Genomic DNA, 20,473 nt, shown 5'->3' with positions numbered 1-20,473 from the left:
CCTCTGTCTAAGCTTCTGCTTCAGCCCGTTCCCCTCCTCTGGCCTGCTTGCGGAATTCCGCCGGGGTCAGGCCCAGCACCCGTTTGAACATCCGGCTGAAATGCTCCGGCGATTCATACCCGACCGCATAAGCAACTTCATACCGCTTTTTGTCTGTAGTAGCCATCAGATGCTTGGCCTCCTCCATCCGCAGGGCGGTCACATAATCCCACAGATTCATCCGCATCTCGCGTTTGAAAATATAACCCAGATGCGCCGCGCTGAAATGGACCTCCTCGGAAATATCCTGGATCTTCAGCGCCGGATTCCGGTAATGGTTCTGGATGTAGCTTGTAATCCGTGAGATTACACTCGGGTCTCCGGCCGGGTCCTGCGGCGGCAGCGGCGAATCCATCTGCTGCTGCCCTCTGTTCAGATGCTCCTGCATGGCGATGTCGCCATAATAGAACACCTTTTGCCCGGGATGAACACTGCTCCGCCCGGCAGCCGTATCCGCTTCTTCCAGCAGTCCGGGAAGTGTAGAGACACCCCCGCCGAGTGTGCTGAGTCCGATAATAGCCTCCGCATTCAAATGCTGCTTCAGGTTCATGGCGATCATCTGCCCGATCATCTGGATCTGCGAGTGCACTCTAACCTGGGGATCCCCCATATCTTCAGCGGATAACTGAATGAGGCTGATGATCGAATGGCCGAAGCCGTTAAAGGTTATGCCGTCCCATTCGGTCAACGTTTCGTTTATAATATTGAGGGCCGCATATTTCAGCAGCTTGCGGTCATGTAGCGTAACCTGCTGGCGGCTGAATCCGGCCTGGCTGTAATCTATACGGATGGAGATCACTCCGAAATAGGGCCCTTGCAGCAGGCCGCCCAATTCGCCCGTGATCTCTTCAATATCCTGCGGCGTCAGATTCCGCTCGGTGACCAGCTCCATCAGCCACTCCTCGCGCCGGGAATGCTCCCGGATGTGACTATGCTCCGCCTGCGAGCTTTTCTCAGGAAGCTCCTTCTGGGTTAACGCTTTGCGCACCACCCGCAGCAGCTCCGTCCGCTCCACCGGCTTCACCAGATAATCCTTGGCTCCCAGCCGGAGCGATTTTTTGGCGAAATCAAACTTCTCATGGGCTGAAATGACGATCACCGGAACATTCCACTGCTCCATATAGATATTCTCCATTAATTCAATTCCACTCATCCGGCCCATCTGGATATCGGTAAGCACCAGATCATAATGATCCATCCGTAAATAGTCAATCGCTTCAAAGCCATTGATGGCCGTCTCCACCTCCGTGATGTTCATATCGGAAGTGAGCAGGAAGTTTCGGATCCCCGCACTCACTCTCGGCTCATCATCCACAACGAGAATTTTATACATGATGTCCCCCTCTTTCGATTGCCAATTCATCGCCAGGCAGCTTCAGGTGCTTCTGTGTACCACAGTACACTTGCAATAAATAAGCGTAGATGATCTATTTCCGCTTTTCTGTGATCTATTTCCGCATATTGTGCCGCCAGCTTCTATTCGTCCCCCGTTTCATGGATATAGCTCCTTTACACCCCTAGTATAGATCACATATTTCCTGTAATTCATCATGGATTAGTGATAGTAACTCTTTTATGCTACCTTTGCAAGCGTTTTCATATAAAAGAAAGGAGAGCAGGGTTAACGATATTCCATTATGAGGAGGTTCTACGATGTTCATCCGAAGTCCATTCCCCCAGAGATTTCACAAGTTCGTATCTGTAAGCCTCAGTCTGTTGTTAATTCTATGCAGTGTTGCTCTGCTCCCCCGGCCTGCCGCCGCTGCTGTCGCTCCCTTGCCGGGTCCCGCTCACCCTCTCTTATATGATAATTTCGCCGGCGGAGGAGTGTTCAAGCAGAACTGGACCAACTGGTTCAATCAGAGCGGCGGCAGCGGAACCTTCACCAAGACCACACAAGGCACCCGCACCATAGGAAAATTCACGCAAACCCCAAGCTCCTCTTCCTCCTGGGCCAAGTTTCAGCCGATGAACGAGACCTTCGACCTCTCAGGCTACCGTTATATGAATCTGTCGCTGAACAATGCAGGGTATGCCCAGTCCCTTATTCGTGTCGTCATCAGCGACGGGATTACCAATTACAATCTGACCGGAGGCTATGTTCCCGCCACGGCTGCCTGGACCGATCTGCAGTTCGATCTTGATGCCTTGTCGCCCAAGATTCAGAAGAAGAAGGTGAAGCTGGAAATCTGGCTGCGACAAGGCGGGGGGACTTACGGGGAAATGCTGGTCGATGATATTGTGTTCACTACAGCATCCAGCGGGGCCGCTCCCCAGCTAAGTCCGGCAGGGATGACAGCCAATACGGACGGCAGCTACAACCAGAACACCAATTTCACCTTTGAAGTTACGTATACCGACCCGGATAATGAGCCTCCTTTTGCCGTCCAGGTCATTATTGATGATACCGCCTATGCCATGCGCGAGACGGACCCCGCCGATCAGACTTACACCGACGGCAAAAGCTACAGGTACATGACGAAGCTTCCGGCCGGGCCCCATACCTACTATTTCCATACTACCGATACGACCTCGGATGAAGTCGCTACCAGTGTCCAGACGCTGAGTGTTGTCCAGGCCTCCTCCGTAATTGATATTGCCGTGAGTCAGGCCGGATATAGCGCAGGTGATCTCAAGAATGCCAAGCTCATCTCAGACACCACCGTCACAGATGCCACTTATGAAATACTGGACGGGACTAATGTGGTCTATTCAGGCACCATGACCTATGAGGGTCTGCATTGGAACAAGCATGTCTACTCCATCGGCTTCACACCTGTCACTGATTCGGGGAACCAGTATCGAGTGCGGAGTAATCAGGTATATTCCTACTCTTTTGAGATCGCTCCGAATCTGTGGGATCAATATAAGGATGAAATGACGGCCTTTTACCGGCTTCAACGGGCCTCCGTAGCGACCAGTGACGCTTATCCGGCAGGCTACAGCAGCGTCGCTCCTTCGGCCAAGCTCTACCATGCCGCAGGTCATCTGGATGATGCCCAGTCTGCGGACGGCCTGACCCATTATGATCTGACGGGAAGCTGGTATGATGCCGGGGATTACGGCAAATATGGCGGCAACCAATGGGTCGGCGCAGAGATTGCCTTGGCTTATACACGGTATGCTGACCAAGACAGCGTGAAGTACGATAACGAAAGCAATGGTATCCCGGACCTGGTAGATGAAGCGGTCTTCGGCAGTGAATACCTCATTAAGTTCGCGGATCAGCTCGGCGGGGAAATGTATAACCTGCGGAATAATGCTTCTTTCGTTCATCCCGAGAAATCCACCGACAATGTCTCCGGCTCCGCCGATGACCGGAAGCTGACGGACCTGAGTGTCGGCGGCTCCGCTAAGTCCGCAGGCACGCTTGCCGCAACCGCACGGGCCATCCGTACTGCGGTTAGCGAAGGTGATATCGCGGCATCCCAGATTGCGGAGCTGACGGATTTCGCCAATCAATGCGAGAACGCGGCGGTTACCTTTTATGAATATGTGGTTGCCAATCCTGACGGTCCCATCGGATCTTACTCCACCAGAGGAGGCATCCCTAATTCCAAGCTGCTGGCAGATGTGGAGCTGTACCTGTTGACCGGCGATACCCGGTATAAGAATGCAGCCACAAATACGATTAACACCTTAACCCTGGGCGACATCTCCTCCACGAACTACTGGGATATGAGCCCGCTGTCCATGGCTGAATTCTATCCGGTTGCCGATGCTGCAACGCAGTCTCATATTCACAGCCTGCTCAAGGGGCAAGCCGACTTCTTCCTCTCCATGTCCGACGATACCCCGTATGGAGTCCTGAACCAGTTCAAAAACTTCGGGGTGAACGAACCTCATGCTTCTTATCTGGGGGACATGCTGCGGTATTACGAATTATTCGGTGATCCGGCAGCGCTTCAGGCAGTGGTGAAAGGAATGTACTGGGTGTTCGGAGAGAATCCGTGGAATATCAGCTGGGTATCGGGCATTGGCACCCATCATGTGATGTTCCCGCATACCCGCTACAATGAGGAATCCAATACTGCGGGTGACACCGGGATTATCCTTCCGGGGGCGATGGTCAGCGGACCTAATATGAAGGACCCTAAGAATAAAAGCAGTGTAAGCCCGTGGTATGAGGACCGTTCCCTCTATCTGGATGATACGAACCAGTGGCGGTACAACGAATTCAGTATTAGCATCCAAGCCGGACTGCTCTATACCGTTATGGGATTAAGCGCTACGCCGGGGGCAGGTGCAGATCATGCAGAGGTACCGCCTGCCCTGCCGGTACTCTCTCCGGTGATTGGTGAATGGGTACGGGGAGAGGTGACTGTTTTTGCCCAGGCGGGGGAAGGGCTGAGCGATGTGGAATATGCGGCAACCGGATTGCCCTATCAGCCGATGACTGTCTCCGGGAATGTGTATTCCTCGGTGAGCGGCGCTGTCTACGCTGCGCTCATTGATGAGAGCCAGTCCTTGCCTTATACCAACCGGAGAGTGGATGTCCGCGCCAAGGGTCCTTCCGGCGGGTACACCTATAGCTCCACTCATTACACCGTAGCTCCACCGTTGCCGGACCCTTCCACTCCGCTGTTATATGATGATTTCGGAGGCAGCGGGTTCTGGGGCGGTTCAGCGGCCAACACCACCTGGGTCAACTGGTATAACCAGAACGGCGGCACAGGGACGTTCACCAAGGTAACCGCAGACGGTCGTACCGCCGGACAGTTCAGCCAGACCCCGGCTAGTGTGAACTCAGCGGCCAAATTCCAGCCGTGGAACGATGTGGTCGATCTGAGCGGCTATCAATATCTGAATATCAGTCTTGAGAATCCGGCCTCGCCTGACCTTAGAACACGGATTGAGATCAATGACGGCAAAAGAACCTACAATCTGACAGGCGGCTGGGTCGAGGTTCCTGCGAATTGGAGTGATCTGCAATTCGATCTCAATGCCCTGACACCTGCCATCGATAAACGGACGCTGAAGATGTCCATCTGGCTGAAGCAGAATACCGTCACTCCGGGGCAAATGCTGGTTGACGAGATCAAAGCGACCAATAGAGTCAGCGGAAGCGTGCCCACGCTGACCGCAGGAGGGGTAAATCACACTACCGGCACTCCGCAGACCGAGTTCACCTTCAATGTAACCTATACCGACGCGGACAATCAGCCTCCATTCACTTTGGAGCTGATTCTGGACGGCGTTGTCCGCAAAATGCAGCCTCTAAATCCGGGAGACACGAATTATGCAGACGGCAGAATCTATCAATACAAGACCAAGCTGCCCCCGGGCCAACATTCCTATTACTTCCACACCACCGACACCTTCACTGATGCGGTAAGCACCGGGATGCAGAGTGTGCCGGAGGTTAGTGAAGAGCCGTAAGTTGTAGAGAGGTGTGGGATTGGCGGAGAGGCACAGGGTTAGCAGGAAGTCGTGGGATTGGCGGGGAAGCGCTGGGTTAGCGGAGAGCTTCAGAGTTAGCAATGAGCCGAAGGAATACCCCGTACTTTAGCTCCAGTGAGAAGAAATTGACGAGTTTGAAGGTGGAATAGAGAAAGGATATACTATAACCATGCACAGCGGTGCAGTCTGATAGCATTATTACCAGAGTGCATCGCTGTAACATCGGGGCTGTCACAGCTACAACCCGCAGACTGTTGACAGGATGTGGAGGACTGGAGTGATAGCGAATGAACGGAGGGGTTCTACGATGAGTGATGAAGATATCATGTGGCTGACTGTTGACGATCCGCTGGCGAAGTCTGTGGTACAGGCGATTCGTACCGGCGATGTGCCGGGATTGACACAACTGCTGGCCGGTCACCCGGGGCTGGCTACAGCACGGATTGTTGGGACTGAAGCGGGGCGTGCAAGTAATGAAGGCAGCGGGGAGACTGGCGATGCTGAAACTAGCAGCGTGGGCGCTGGCAATGCTGAGACTAGTCATGAAGTCACTGCTAACTCTGAAACTGGCGGCGGGCACATTAGCAACACTGGGGTTAGCAGCGAAGGCCCTGGCAAAGCTAATAGTGCCGACGCTGGGACTAATAATACTAGCGGCGGCACTGGTCGCGGAATGTCGCGCACGCTGCTGCATATTGCCACCGATTGGCCGGGGCATTATCCCAATAATGCAGCGGTTGTCACCGTGCTCATTGAGGCAGGCGCAGAGGTAAATGCGCAGTTCAGCGGTCCGCACAGCGAGACGCCGCTGCACTGGGCAGCGAGCTGCGATGACGTCGAGGTACTGGACCTGCTGCTCGATGCCGGGGCCGACATCGAGGCATCGGGTGCGGTTATCGCCGGCGGGACCCCGCTGGACGATGCCGTGGCGTTCGCACAATGGCGGGCGGCGCAGCGGCTGGTGGAACGCGGTGCGCAGCCTGCACTCTGGCACGCGGCCGCACTCGGTCTGCTAGATGCGATGGAGGCACACTTCGCCGGACATCCGCTTCCGCGCCGCTACCCATGGGGTGCAAGCTCCGCTTCAGCAGCACCGGACGAGATAAACGTAGCGTTCTGGTGCGCCTGCCACGGCGGACAACGCGCCGCCGCCGAATTCCTGCTCGCCCGGGGAGCCGAGCTGAACTGGCCTTCCCCATGGGACGGCCTCACGCCCCTGGACGCCGCGAGGCGTAGCCATGCCACAGAACTGGCCGCATGGCTGGAGAGGCTGGGTGCTCAGTCCGCACATCTGTAAGTTGTGCTGGGCGGAATTAGGTGCACTAGTGCTCTTCATTTCCTCATACTGCCCTCCTCCACTCTCACCAATGGGATTTATCCCTCTCATTTCCTCATACTGCCCACCTCCACCCTCACCAAAGGGATTTATCCCTTTTATTCCTCATCGACTCATCTAGTCCCATGCCCGCCCTTATACGGAATGGCAGCCCACAACGAAACAGGACCAGCTCAAGGCTGGTCCTGTGTTCATTGTCGCCGGAAGCTCCGGCACACTATTCATACCTGCTGAAAGCACAGGTTCTTACTTCCCTCCGTCCCCAGCCTGCTGCGACAGCTTGGTCACGATCTGATCGATCGGGTTCATGAACAACGCATACAAGATGGCGGCGTTCTCCTTCTTGCTCAGCGCGGCTCTGGCCTTGTAGTCCATAGCGCCCTTGGCATCCGGCTTGAAGTCCGGTCCGTACAGGCCCAGGGCGACGGCCATTTTCACTGCGGGAACTGCCCATTTATCCGTAGTGCCGGACAGCTTCACCTTCTGGAAAAGCTTATCCGGGTACTTCGCAGTGTACATTCTCCAGATCATGACTGCGGCCTCCTGACGGGAGATCACCCGGTCCGGCTGGAATTCTCCTCTTGCCGTTCCTTCAATCATTCCCAGCTCAACGGCCTGCTGGATATAAGCGGCATCGGGATGGCCCTGCAGATCCGGGAAGGCCAGCTTCTCAGTAGTGCTTCCCTTAAGTCCGCTGCTCTCCATCATCAGCCGCACATACTGGGCGCGCGTAACGCCCGCCTCAGGCTGGAAGCTCAGCGTGGCATCATTCGTCAGATACCCCAGCGACTGAAGCATCTGAACCGGAGCTGCATAAGGATGGCTCGCGGGAACGTCGGCATAACCTGCGCCGTCCGGCCCCTTCTGGGCATAACTGAACGGATTGAGGTAAGGCTCCTTCATATACGCGCTTTGTCCGCCATCCTTCATGGCGAAGCCCGTTAATTTGCCGGTCAGCTCATCCTTGAACAGGTTATCATCTATCTGGATCAGCTTGCGGGAACCCAGGAAAGCATCATTAATCGTTAACGCGCCATTCTGCACAGACACAGTAGACACCAGACTCTTGATACGGAGATCCGCATAGTAGCCGGTGAATGCCTTCAGTGCATCAGCGCTCATCGGCTTGTAAGCATCCAGCTTCACCGGTGCGGCATATTGCGGGAAGAACGTCTGGATAAAAGCCGGGTAGAACAGCTCACGCAGTGTACTTTGCTGATTATAGCCAATGAACACCCCAGTATTCTGCTCGGGAATAAGGAACATATAAGAGCTGAATCCAATCAAATCACCGGCCTTGGTGATAATCTTCGGGCTGCTGCCAGCGCCGGGAAGCTGGAAAGCCGCTTCAAAGCCGTAAGTGGTATTCGGCAGCATCGGATGAATGGAAGAACGGTATTCCTCCATCGATTGTACGGTATCTGCCTTAAGGATGCGGTTCGTACCCGCTGCTCCCCCGTTCAGAAAAGCCGTCATGAACCTCCCGACATCATCGCCGGTGGACAACATGCCGCCATGCGGCATCACGGTTGGCGTCACGTTGTAGAGATCAACCTTTTTGCCCGTGGCGTCATAGGCTGTTGCAAGATTGTCCTTCAGCTTACCTTCCAGCAGGAAGCCGCTTGAATCCATCTTCAGCGGGGCGAAGACATGCTGCTGCATATAATCCTCATAAGGCATGCCGCTGGCCTTCTCCACCACCAGACCGAGCAGCAGCGAAGCGAAATTGTCATACATGTAGGAAGTGCCCGGCTCACGCACCACCGGAGGCATATGCTTCACCACATAATCCTCAATGGACACCTTGGTGGTGAAATCCTCATTGATGTCTTCCGGCAGCGGGTCTTGAATGCGGAAGCCTGTGGTGTGGGTCAGCAGATCCCCCACAGTTACCGGAACCCCAAAGGGGTTGTCGAAGGCCATCGGACCAGTATAAGTCTGAAAATCCGCTTTCAAATCTAGCTTGCCTTGCTCAACGAGCTGCATAGCGGCAGTCGCAGTGAAGGTTTTGGATACCGAGGCCAGACGGAAGACTGTTTTGTCAGGGTCTACCTTACTTTTGGCATCCTTATCTGCAAATCCGAAGCCTTCTTCGATAACCGTCTTGCCATCCTTCACCACCACAACAACCGCACCGGATAGCTGCGCTTTCACCGCATCCGAACTGAAGAATTGCTTGAGGAAGGCCGCAGCATTCTCTGTTGTCAGCGGCTTGGCTGCTGCAGTGGCTGCTGCCGGAGCGGTAGAAGCAGGGGGAACGGCGGCGGCCTGAACAGCCGGAGCCGTAAGTGTCAGAACCAGTGCAGCCGATAGCACGGTCCTCGTCCAAAAGGCAGAGCGGCGGCGCAACAATGATAGTTTCATTCAATTCACTCCATTTCCATAGAATAACACGCACAGTGATAATACGTCTTATCCTGGAAATAGGTTCATTTAAATCGCAGCACCTCTTCCATCTTCTTCAGCTTTCTGTAAATCACCGACCGGTCCACACTCAACCGCTTGGCCGCTTCTGTCCCATTTCCGGAGCAGTCTTTAAGCACTTTTTTGATATAATGCCCTTCAGCTATGGCAGTGAAATCCTTCAGGGTGGAGAGCTGCTGCTTATTCTTCTCGATAAAATGGTCCAGGGAGAACCAGTCGTAGGCCGGCTCCTCTTCCTGCAGACTCAGGGCCACATGCTCGGTTACGACCAGCCTCTCGATGTAATTCCTTAGTTCTCTCACGTTCCCATGCCAGGGCTCGTTCAGCATCTTGTCGAACTCTTCGGCACTGAGCACATATTTCTTGCCGTACATCTCATTGAAGCTGGCGATGAAGCTGGAGATTAACCCTACCAGGTCCAGCTTGCGGTTGCGCAGAGGCGGGATATGAATCGGAATGACGTTGATCCGGTAATACAGATCTTCGCGGAACAGCCCCTTCTTGACCAGACTCCACAGATCCCGGTTGGTAGCGGCAATCACGCGGCAATGGACCGGAATATTGGTAATGCCGCCCACGCGTCGCACTTCATTATTCTCAAGCACCCGCAACAATTTGGCCTGCATCTCCATCGGCATATCTGCAATCTCATCCAGGAACAGCACTCCGCCGCTCGCAATTTCAATCATACCGGCCTTGACCTCCGTCTGCCCCTCAAGCACGCCCTTCTCGTACCCGAACAATTCATATTCAAAAAGAGCCGGAGCAATCGCAGCGCAGTTAATCGGAATGAACGGTCCCTTCCACTTCTCGCTCTTCAGATGGATGTACTTGGCGATCACCTCTTTGCCCGTGCCGGATTCGCCGTAGATCAGCACCTTGCTGTCGTAAGAGGCAATCTGGTTGCAGACCTTGATAATCTGCTTCATCGCCAGACTCTCAGCCACGATGCCCTTCTTCTTCTCTGCCGCCATACCGCCTAACTGCTTCTGAATCTGCTGGGCGACAGGCACATTCGCTTCATAGTAATTCTGCTCCTGGCTGAATTCATTGGAGGTGGTAACTACCAGTTGTACCTCCCCGTCCTTATCCAGAATGGGAATCGCCGACGAGAAGACATGGAAGCCTCTGGAGGTATTGACGGTTTTGGATACCTTCTGCTTGGTCGCAATAGCCTCCATAGTAATAGAGTGAGCGTAATAGCCCGCCTTGACCAGATCCTGAACGTTCGCCTTAAGCAGCTCCTCCAGATGGATGCCAATGGTTAGCGCGGTAAATTCATTGGAGATTAAGATATTCCCGTTCTGATCGGTAACAAATAACGTAGACGGATATTCTTCCACGAGTTCTTCGAACGCGGGTTTACCTGTATTTTTGTTTTTTTTGGTCACATTCATCAGTCCCAACCCATGAGATTAACGCTTACATTCCACCTAGACAAAAAGCCAAACCGCATCATTATATAAATGATACCATTTGGCTAATGGTTAGCAAAACCTTAATTAGGCATGTGCTACAGCTTCAAAGGTTACTTTGCCCATCTTGTCCATGACTTCCTGCGCCTCAGCGAACATGGTGGTGATCATCTCTTCCACGGTGGTAATCTTGTTGACCATCCCGCAGATCTGTCCTGCCATGACGGAGCCGGTATCGGTATCTCCTTCAAATACAGCTCTGCGCAGCGAGCCCAAGCTTAAGCTCTCCAGCTCCTCACGCGATGCCTTCTCATTCTCCATTCTGAGGAATTCGGCAATCATGCTGTTCTTAATGCTTCTTACCGGACCGCCGAGGCTGCGGCCAGTTACGGTTGTGCTGGTATCATCGGCGTTGATGACTGCCAGCTTGAAGTTCTCATGTGTCGGGCATTCCACGGTCGCGAGGAACCGGGTTCCAACCTGAACACCTTGGGCTCCGAGTGCAAAAGCAGCGGCAATCCCGCGTCCATCGGCAATCCCGCCGGCCCCGATTACCGGAATCGATACCGCACTGGCAACTTGCGGCAGCAAGGCCATAGTCGTTGTTTCACCTACATGTCCGCCAGCTTCCGTTCCCTCAGCTACAATCGCATCGACACCGAGCGCTTCCATTTTCTTGGCGATTTTGACGGAAGGGACTACCGGAATCACGATAATGCCATGTTCCTTCAGAATCGGCATATAAGGAGCGGGTGTGCCTGCGCCTGTGGTTACGATCTTCACGCCTTCTTCAATAATAACCTGGATCAGCTCAGGGATATTGTTCATCATCAGCATCAGGTTGACGGCAAACGGCTTGTCGGTGCTTGCTTTGGCCTTGCGGATCTCGTCACGGAGACGGTCGGCGGTGAAGCCGCCGGAGCCGATAATGCCCAGCCCGCCCGCATTGGACACAGCGCCTACCAGTGGAGACACCGCAATCTGAGCCATACCGCCCTGGAAAATCGGATATTTAATTCCTAACAGTTGTGTAATCGACATTATAATTACCTCCATATATTAATTAATGTTGTTTATTTGAACTTCCGGCCGTTCCTTAAGCCGCCTTAGCCACTTCCGGCTCGGGCTTCTGCTTCTCCATCGCTTTGTAGACGAAGGTTAAGGCGAAGCCGACCAGGGAGATGACCAATGCGATGTAAAAGGCGTTCGTGAAGTTGCCGTCATTGGCTGCCGCTACACTGCCGGCAATTCTCGGTCCGAAGAATGCGGCTCCCGAGTAGCCGATGAAGGTGACACCGTAGTTCACGCCGTAATATTTCATACCGAATTTCTCACCGACAATGGACGGGAAGATGCCCATTGTTCCGCCGAAGCACAGGCCGATTCCGGCAATGGCGACAGCAAATCCGGCAACAGAAGACGATAAAGCAATCGTGAGCATCATAGCTGCAATGACCAGATAGATCATCAGCAGGCATTTCACGCGGCCGATTCTATCGGACACTGCGCCCCAGAACACACGGCCCAGGCAGTTGCTCAGCGAGTACAAGCTTACGTAGAGTGCTGCTGCTGCTGCGGTTAAGCCGAACATTTTTTGACCAATTACCGATGCATTCGCGGTTACCATCATACCAGACAGGGCACCGATCAGAAACAGGCAGGCAATCACATAGAATAACGGCTTCTTGATCATCTCGTTCCATGGTACATTCACTCCCGCCTTGGCTGCTCTGGTTACCGGAGGGGTCCAGCCTTCAGGAGCATAACCGGCCGGGGCAGGTTTGACGAGCAAGCCAAGTCCTAGAATAATCACCAGGAAAGCAACACCGAGCGTAATTAAGGCAGACTGTACACCACCACTGGTGATCAGCGCATTAGCGATAGGAGCGATAGCGATGGTGCCGCCGCCATATCCGGCTGTAACGATCCCCGCTGCCAGACCTCTTTTATCCGGAAAGAGCTTCACGCTGTTGCCAATGGTCGAGGAATACACGATTCCCTGACCAATCCCGGTAATGACACCATAGGTGATATACAGCATCCAAGGTGCAGTAGCCAGGCCCGAGAGAATGAACCCAATCCCGAACATCGCACCGCCGATAAAGACTGCCTTCTTGGCCCCCCCTTTATCCACCAGCTTACCGCCTAGGATCATCGGAATTGGGGAAATCGCTGCATTAATGGTAAAAGCAATCATAATATCCGGCATGCTCACGCTGAAAACCTTCGTTAATGGCAGTGCGAAAATACTAAAAGCATAAATGGCGCCTACACAGATATTAATGATCGTTGAGGCAATCAAGATCCTCCAGCGGTTCAACTGTACGTTCATGGTATCATCCCTTTTTTAGTTAGTTTTATAAGTTCAGCTTACGGCACTTACATTGACTATACTTCCTGCAGCACCCGGTTCTTATCGGCGATAATCGACTTCAGCATGCCCCAGTTCTCTTGGAACATAGCCGCGTCCATTTCCTTCAAATCCGGTGAAATGACCGGCTTGAAGTCCATCTGATCCAGAATCTCTGTCTGCAGGTCGATGCCTGGCGCGATTTCGGTTAAGGTCATTTTCCCGTTCAGCAGTTCAAAGACGGCGCGTTCCGTAACATACACAACCGGCTGCTGAACCTTGGCGGCATAAGATCCGCTGAAGGTGATCTGCTGTACCTTTTTGATGAATTTCTTGGCTTTGCCCTCTTGAATGATGTGCAGCTTGCCGTTCTCCACCTTGATCTGCAGCCCGCCCGCTGTAAAAGTACCCGCGAACACCAGCTTCTTCGCCGCCTGAGAGATATTGATGAATCCGCCGCAGCCCGCTACCCGTGTGCCGAATTTGCTGACATTCACGTTCCCCGACTCATCCGTCTGGGCCAGGCCAAGGACGGACAAGTCAATACCGCCGCCGTCATAGAAGTCAAACTGAGCATCATGATCTACAATCGCCTCGGAGTTGTACGCATGGCCGAAGTCCTTCAGACCTGCTGGAACCCCGCCGATCGAGCCTGCCTCTGTGGTCAGAATCAGCTGGTCGTCCACGCCCTCTTCAGCAGCAATGTTCGCTACATTCACCGGGATGCCGACGCCGAGATTCAGAATGGTATTCGGCTGAAGCTCTACGGCTGTGCGGCGGGAGATGATTTTGCGCTCATCCAGCGGCAGGATTTCAATCGAATCTACAGGCACTTTCACATGACCGGAGAACGCCGGATTATACTGTGTATTCTCGGTCTGGTAATGATTCTCCGGGGTGGACACGACGAGGTAATCTACCAGAATGCCCGGAACCTTCACATCCTTGGGATTCAAGGTGCCATTCTTGGCCACGGTCTCTACCTGGGCGATCACGATACCGCCGGAATTGCGGACGGCCTGGGCGATCGGCAGAACCTCCATGTGCAGGCCTTCTTTTTCCAGCGTCAGGTTACCGTTCTCGTCCGCTACGGTTCCGCGGATCAGGGCAATCTGAATCGGGAAGGTCTTATAGAACAGCCACTCTTCACCTTCTAATTCAATCACCTTCACAATGTCTTCTTTCGTGGACGGGGACATCTTGCCGCCCTCCACGCGGGGATCGACGAAGGTCTCCATGCCTACCTTGGTAATCACACCCGGGCGCTTAGCCGCAATCTCGCGGTAGAGCTGGGTAATGACACCCTGAGGCAGGTTGTAGGCTTCGCATTTATCCTCTTCAATCAGCTTGGCCAATCCCGGGGAAGCGATGGCGATACCGCCAATCCAGCGTTTGATAAGGCCTTCATGTCCCAGGTGGCTCATCCCCTTATCACGGCGGTTGCCGACTGCGCTGGCATGCATCACGGTCAGATTCTTCGGTTGTCCGGTCTGCACGAAACGCTCTTCAATGGCGATCCCCATCTCTTCTGCCCAGCAGGATAATCCGAATCCACTCGCTGCTACGGTATCTCCATCCTTGATAAGTTCTGCTGCTTTGGCTGCTGAAATTACTTTTGTCATTTCATCTGCTCCTCTTTATGTGAATTTTTTCACTACACTTGTTAAAAAAATAATGGCCCTTCTGTGTGTCTCCTAATTGCTGCTATGTGCGTCTCATTTTCCTTGTGAAATATTTCGCAATGTCATCGTATTACAGAAAAAAGAACCGGTCAATAGCTCCAAAAAGCCTTGAATTCAAGGTTTTTTTCTGTTGTTTTTTTGCGACTGGCTTGTTTGAACTCAAAGCTTGGTCGTCGCTGTGGTGAACATTTGGACTTCCGGCCGCTGCCCGCCACCAGATTTCTTGATTTTTACCGCTAATAGCGGTTGAAATCCGGTGACTGCTTATGCTTCCGAAGCTAGCTTTCCTACGGAAAGCTTTCAGGCGGACGCTGCCGCTCCTCCAGTTCCAAATTTCCCCTCCGCTTCTTTTTGCTTTTCGTTAATTTCTTTAGTGCTTCATCTGTATTCCCGCGGGGACTGCGAGTCGCAAAATAACCACACTATTTTCTTCAGCCGGGTTGGACGGGCATTAAAATAAAGCGGTCCATGACCTCGCATGTCCGGGGGTTCAGGCAAAGTGTTGACGATGAGACTTCCAGGCATTTTAGCGCGGCCAAAAAAAATAAAATTTTTTTTCTGCGAGGGGTGCATTGCAGATTTGCAACAGCCGATCAGGGTAAAAATAGTTCAAAAAAGAGCCGAAGGGTTGTACACTAGTGCTTGTATATGTTATATTCTGGGCAATTTTATCTAGAGGGGGAACGCTGTCATGACGCATTCCGTCAAACAGGCGATTGTTCAGGGAGAAACGTCGCTCGGGATTGAGTTCGGGTCTACGCGAATCAAGGCTGTGCTGATCGATCACCATTTTGAAACGATCGCATCCGGCACCTATGAATGGGAAAATCAATTCACTAATGGGTACTGGACTTACGATCTCAGGGAAGTAGTTCAAGGGCTGCAAGCAGCCTACCAGCATTTACAGCAAGCGGTTCAGCAGACCTATGGCGTCACGCTGCAAACCGTCGGCTCCATAGGCTGCTCGGCCATGATGCAGGGGTATATTGTGCTGGACCAGGCGGGAGAGCTGCTGGTTCCATTCCGTACCTGGCGCAATGCTACCACAAGCGCTGCTGCTGCGGAGCTAAGCGGAACATTCCAGTTCAAAATTCCAGAGCGCTGGAGTATCGCCCACTTGTATCAGGCTATTTTGAACGGTGAAGAGCATGTGGCCAGAATAGATTATCTTACGACCCTCTCGGGTTACGTTCACTTGCTGCTGACGGGCTGCAGGGCTCTCGGGATTGGGGATGCCTCCGGGATGTTCCCCATCGATGAAGCAACCAAGCAGTACAATGAAGAGATGGTGAAGCAGTTCACCGGTCTAATTGCCGGCAGAGGCTATCCATGGAAGCTGCAAGATATCCTGCCTACAGTGTATACGGCCGGTATGAATGCCGGAAATCTCAGTGAAGCAGGTGCCCGGCTGATCGACCCGTCAGGCCGTTTGCAGGCCGGTATTCCGCTATGCCCGCCGGAGGGCGATGCCGGAACAGGCATGGTGGCTACAGGCAGCGTCAGGAAACGTACCGGCAATATTTCCGTAGGGACGTCGGTCTTTGCCATGTTTGTGCTGGAGCAGAATTTAAGTGCGGTCCACCCTGAGATTGATATTGTGAATACACCGGAAGGCAGCCCGGTAGCTATGGTTCTTGCCAATAACTGCTCCAGCGATCTGAATGCCTGGGTCGGCTTGTTTCGTGAATTCTATGAAGCCATGGGGCTGACGCCTGACATGGACCAGTTATTCAGCGTCCTGCTGAACCAGGCACTGGAAGCGGAGGCGGATGGCGGCGGCTTGCTGAGCTACGGTTACTATTCCGGCGAGAACATCACCGGACTTGCTGAGGGGCGTCCGCTATTCGTCCGTTCGCCGCAAAGCCGCTTCACTCTGGCTAACTTCATGAGAGTGCATCTGTATAGCGCCTTCGCAGCGCTAAGACTCGGAATGGAGATTCTGACCGGGCAGGAACGGGTAACTATTGACCGTATTTCAGCGCATGGCGGATTGTTCCGCACCCCGCAGGTCGGCCAGCGGATCTGTGCGGCTGCACTGAATGTTCCGGTCTCGGTCCTGTCTACGGCCGGAGAAGGCGGCGCATGGGGCATAGCCATATTGGCCTCTTATATGATGCATAAGGAGCCGAACGAGAGCCTGGCAGATTACTTGACCTCTAAGGTGTTCTGTAACATGGAAGGACAGGAGGTAGCGCCTGACCCTACTGATGTGGACGGCTTTGCCCTCTATATGGAGCGTTACACCAGGGGGCTGCCCATCGAGCAGGCGGCGGTAGATCATTTACTGGAGAATCGGAAGAGAGGATAACTAGCATGAATATGAGAAAACGCAGGCTGGCGGGATGGCTAACCTCCCTGCTGCTGGTAGCCTCCGCCCCTTCGGCTTATGCTGAAGCGCCGGATGCCAAGGTACTCCTGAAGCAGAGGTTCCCGGGAGACACGGTACGTCTGCTGAAAACCGCTGACCTGAATAACGATCAGAAGAAGGAGAGCTTCCTGCTCACGGAATCGGGCAATTTGTATCTGGTGAACTCCAAGGGTGTAGTGGTGCCAATTGATAAGAAGATTGTGGATTATCTCCCCTCGAACACCCAAGTCTCGGTCTACCGCCTGAATTATGGGACTCTGACCAAGAAGCTTCAGTTCATGGGCGACTATGGAGCCGAGATCGATAAAAAGGGGCGCCTGCATCAATACTGGAAGGACTTCAAGGACGAGGGCGGCGGCTGGGACCTGGCAGAGGGGATCTTCACCTGGGATGCGAAGGCAGGTAAGTACAGAGCTACGGGCAATTACGTCTTGCAGTAGTATAAAAAGCAGCCATCCTCCCGGTAGCGGGGGATAGCTGCTTTGGTCTGTGCCGGGCTTGCGGCATATGTGGGCCTGGGCCAGCCCAGGCCCAGCATCATTTGCCTTTGACTCCGTACTCTGCGAGAAGTGCGCAGCGGACTGAGAGGCGCTTATTCCGCCAAAAAGCCGCTTTTTACGCAGGTTACGGACTCCAGGGCCCTTATTCACGGTAATACCACCGATTAATATCACTTATTGGGCGAATAAGTGCATCTCAGTCCGGCAGACGGCGCAAAGTGGGCTTTTATTGAGAAATAAGGGCCCTACAGTCCATTAACAAGTAGCCGCCCAATCCCAAGTGTCTCACAAATACACAAACGGCTCCCTGGCATCCACGAATGTAACCGGAAGCCCGTCCACCAGCGGCGCCAGCCACTCGGCCATATACTTCATGCCCCATTCCTCGGAGCGCTCGTGACCGATCACGATCATCCCCTTGTTCATGCCCAGCATGGCGGCGTCATTAATATAAGCACATAAGGTCCACTCGGTAATGTCGCCGCAGACCATCACATCCAGGTTCTTCTCCTGCATCAGTTCCATCGGCATCTGCTCCCGGCCCAGGCCCAGACTGCCGCCGCCGACAAGAATGCCGATACGGGAGCAAGGCGATTCCGGGTTGCCGACGATCTGAATCACCTTCATCCCCAGCCGCTGCTTCAGGAAGCCGGCCAGCTCGCCCACGGTAGTCTCCTCGATCAGATATCCCCAGGCGTCCTTGTCGTCCAGCTTCTTATCCGCCCAATCCAGCTCCTTCAGCAGTCCGTCATAGATCCGGTCCGTATCCGCCAGATGCATGTGGTCATGAAAGCGCCAGATCGTAATGCCGTGCTCCTCGATCAGCTTTTTTTTCGCCAGATATACCGGGTCCTGCTGCAGCCAGTCCAGCGTATCATTGCCGGTATAGTAGGTCGGCTCATGGGTGATAATCAAGTTGGCTCCAGCCGCAATAGCTTCCTTGATGACCTCCGCCGTCGCCATAAACGTTGTGACAATCCCTGTGACCTCCATCTCTTCACTGCCGGCCGCCAGCACATCACAGGTCTGCTCCAGTCTCCGTCCCCCGCAGCAATCGAGCAGAATCCGGTCAATCACCTCTTGCACTTTCATACGCTCATCTCCTTTACTATTTAGCCTTTGACAGCTCCGATAACCACGCCGCGGGTCAGATACTTCTGCATGAACGGCAGGACGAACAGCACCGGCACAATGCCCAGCACCGCCATCGCCATCCGCACCGCTGTACTTGGCAGCGATACCGTGTCGGCTCCGAGTACATTCCCGGCCTGGCCGGAATTGAGGAACTGGATATTGCTCATGAGCTGCATCAGCAGATTCTGAATACCGTACAATTGCGGCTTAGATACAAAATATAACGCATTGATCCAGTCATTCCAATAGGCCAGGCCCATAAACATCCCGACGGTTGCCATGACCGGCATGGACAGCGGAAGCATGATGCGGAAGAAGGTCCGCAGCTCCGAGGCACCGTCAATCTGGGCGGCTTCGATAATCTCCAGCGGCACATTATTCTTGAAGTAGTTACGGACCAGCAGGACGTTGAACCCGTTCGCCAGCAGGTTGGGCAGGATTAGCGCCCACAGCGTATTTTTGATATGGAAGTACTGGGTCCACATGATGTATGAAGGCACAACCCCCCCGCTGAACAGCATGGTGAAGAAGACGACAAACGCCAGCGTATTATGATACTTGAAATCAGACCGGGACATCGGATAAGCAAGCATGCTTGTTATCAGCAGCCCAATCGCGGTTCCCAGGATCGTCACCAGAAAGGAAACGCCATAGGCTCTAATGAAAATGTACGCCGAGGACTTAATATACCGGTACGCGTCTAGACTTAGATGCTCCGGGAAAAAGCTGTACCCGTTGCGGATCAGGGTCGTCTCGTTGGTGAACGAAGCGATCACAATCAGCAGGAAGGGCAAAAAAGCAAAAACCGTCAGCAGGATCATCACGACCGCAGAAAACACCGTAAACGTTCGTTCTCCTCTTGTTTGGATCATCCGAATTTCCTCCTAGAACAAAGCGTTTTCTGGATTGACCTTCTTGACGATGGCATTGACCGTAAGCACAAGGGCAAAGCCGACCAGCGACTGATACAGACCGGCGGCTGCCGACATTCCAATATCATTGAGCTGCATCAAGGCGCGGTAGACATACGTATCAATCGTCTGGGTAGTGCTGTACAGCGCACCGGAGTTCATAGGCACCTGATAGAACAAGCCGAAGTCGGAGTTGAAAATCCGGCCCATCGACATCAGCACCAGCACAATAATGGTCGGCTTCAGCAGCGGCAGGGTAATCATGCGGATCTGCTTCAGCTTTCCGGCTCCGTCGATTTTGGCCGACTCATAGATGCTCTTGTCAATTCCGGCAATCGAGGCAAAATAGACAATCGAGCCGTAGCCTGCCGTCTTCCAGATCTGTATAAGGACCAGCAGGTACGGCCAGTATTTCGCCTCCGAATACCAGTTGATCTCCGGTATGCCCAGCGGCAGCAGAATCGAATGGTTCACGAACCCGCTGTCAGCATTCAGAAAAGCGAAGACAAGCAGCGAGAGTACGATCATCGAGATCAGGTTGGGCAGAATCAGCCCGGTCATGAACAGCTTTGAGTACAGCTTGTTCAGCAGCTCCGACATCAGAATAGCTATGATGATGGAGACTACGGTTCCAAGCGCAATGAACGCCAGGTTGTACAGCAGCGTGTTGCGGGTCATAATCCAGGCATCACTGGTCTGGAAGAGAAAGGTGAAGTTCTTGAAGCCGATCCAGTCGCTGCCGAAGATGCCTTTGGCATAATTGACATCCTTGAAGGCGATGAACACCCCGAACATAGGGAAATAGCTATTAATGAGAAAATACAGCAGGCCTGGACCCGCGAGTATGAGGAGCGGCAATGTTTTTTTGAGCGGCTTGGATGGGGACTTGCGTCTGGCAGTCATGCCGGTTCACC

At 53.5% G+C, this 20,473-nt stretch carries 13 protein-coding genes; 4 read left to right on the top strand and 9 right to left on the bottom strand.

Going from position 1 to position 20,473, the window contains the following annotated elements:
• Positions 1-7 precede the first annotated feature (7 nt).
• The gene (locus MKX42_RS10635; RefSeq protein WP_340752467.1) at positions 8-1,372 is read right to left on the bottom strand and encodes a response regulator; all 1,365 of its coding nucleotides are present in this window, start codon (positions 1,370-1,372) and stop codon (positions 8-10) included.
• Between the two features lie 320 nt (positions 1,373-1,692).
• Here MKX42_RS10635 and MKX42_RS10630 point away from each other — a divergent pair, with 320 nt between their 5' ends.
• Both MKX42_RS10630 and MKX42_RS10625 read left to right on the top strand, forming a co-directional pair.
• A complete protein-coding gene (locus MKX42_RS10630; protein ID WP_340752466.1) occupies positions 1,693-5,418 on the top strand; it encodes a glycoside hydrolase family 9 protein in 3,726 nt (1,241 codons plus the stop codon).
• A gap of 328 nt (positions 5,419-5,746) precedes the next feature.
• Positions 5,747-6,736: an ankyrin repeat domain-containing protein gene (locus MKX42_RS10625; protein WP_340752465.1), complete on the top strand. Its 990-nt coding sequence runs from the start codon at positions 5,747-5,749 to the stop codon at positions 6,734-6,736.
• A 285-nt stretch (positions 6,737-7,021) separates the two neighbouring features.
• Here the strand turns inward: MKX42_RS10625 and MKX42_RS10620 are convergent, their stop codons facing one another.
• From MKX42_RS10620 to MKX42_RS10600, 5 genes are all read right to left on the bottom strand, one after another.
• Complete coding sequence (locus tag MKX42_RS10620) at positions 7,022-9,139, bottom strand: serine hydrolase (RefSeq protein WP_340752464.1); 2,118 nt, start codon at positions 9,137-9,139, stop codon at positions 7,022-7,024.
• A 65-nt stretch (positions 9,140-9,204) separates the two neighbouring features.
• Positions 9,205-10,596: a sigma-54 interaction domain-containing protein gene (locus MKX42_RS10615; protein ID WP_340752463.1), complete on the bottom strand. Its 1,392-nt coding sequence runs from the start codon at positions 10,594-10,596 to the stop codon at positions 9,205-9,207.
• 105 nt (positions 10,597-10,701) lie between these two features.
• The gene (locus tag MKX42_RS10610) at positions 10,702-11,655 is read right to left on the bottom strand and encodes a DUF561 domain-containing protein (protein ID WP_036724044.1); all 954 of its coding nucleotides are present in this window, start codon (positions 11,653-11,655) and stop codon (positions 10,702-10,704) included.
• Between the two features lie 55 nt (positions 11,656-11,710).
• Positions 11,711-12,946, bottom strand: a complete 1,236-nt coding sequence (locus tag MKX42_RS10605) for an L-lactate MFS transporter (RefSeq protein WP_340752462.1) — start codon at positions 12,944-12,946, stop codon at positions 11,711-11,713.
• A 56-nt stretch (positions 12,947-13,002) separates the two neighbouring features.
• On the bottom strand, positions 13,003-14,586 hold the full coding sequence (locus tag MKX42_RS10600; RefSeq protein ID WP_340752461.1) for an acyl CoA:acetate/3-ketoacid CoA transferase: 1,584 nt from the start codon (positions 14,584-14,586) through the stop codon (positions 13,003-13,005).
• Positions 14,587-15,337: 751 nt separating this feature from the next.
• Here MKX42_RS10600 and MKX42_RS10595 point away from each other — a divergent pair.
• Together MKX42_RS10595 and MKX42_RS10590 are read left to right on the top strand one after the other, a co-directional pair.
• The gene (locus MKX42_RS10595; RefSeq protein WP_340752460.1) at positions 15,338-16,954 is read left to right on the top strand and encodes a xylulokinase; all 1,617 of its coding nucleotides are present in this window, start codon (positions 15,338-15,340) and stop codon (positions 16,952-16,954) included.
• Between the two features lie 5 nt (positions 16,955-16,959).
• Positions 16,960-17,454 (top strand): hypothetical protein, encoded by a 495-nt coding sequence (locus tag MKX42_RS10590; protein WP_340752459.1) that lies wholly within the window; start codon positions 16,960-16,962, stop codon positions 17,452-17,454.
• Between the two features lie 345 nt (positions 17,455-17,799).
• Here the strand turns inward: MKX42_RS10590 and MKX42_RS10585 are convergent, their stop codons facing one another.
• The 3 genes from MKX42_RS10585 to MKX42_RS10575 are packed head-to-tail and all read right to left on the bottom strand — an operon-like array spanning position 17,800 to position 20,462.
• Entirely contained in the window at positions 17,800-18,606 is an 807-nt protein-coding gene (locus tag MKX42_RS10585; RefSeq protein ID WP_340752458.1) for a Nif3-like dinuclear metal center hexameric protein, read from the bottom strand.
• Positions 18,607-18,626: 20 nt separating this feature from the next.
• Positions 18,627-19,520, bottom strand: a complete 894-nt coding sequence (locus MKX42_RS10580; RefSeq protein ID WP_340752457.1) for a carbohydrate ABC transporter permease — start codon at positions 19,518-19,520, stop codon at positions 18,627-18,629.
• Between the two features lie 12 nt (positions 19,521-19,532).
• Complete coding sequence (locus MKX42_RS10575) at positions 19,533-20,462, bottom strand: ABC transporter permease (protein ID WP_340752456.1); 930 nt, start codon at positions 20,460-20,462, stop codon at positions 19,533-19,535.
• Positions 20,463-20,473: the final 11 nt, after the last annotated feature.

This window comes from Paenibacillus sp. FSL R7-0204, from assembly GCF_038002225.1.
Taxonomy (GTDB): Bacteria; Bacillota; Bacilli; order Paenibacillales; family Paenibacillaceae; genus Paenibacillus_AQ.
The sequence above is the reverse complement of the archived record's forward strand: the minus strand, read 5'-3'. Positions and strand labels throughout refer to the sequence as shown.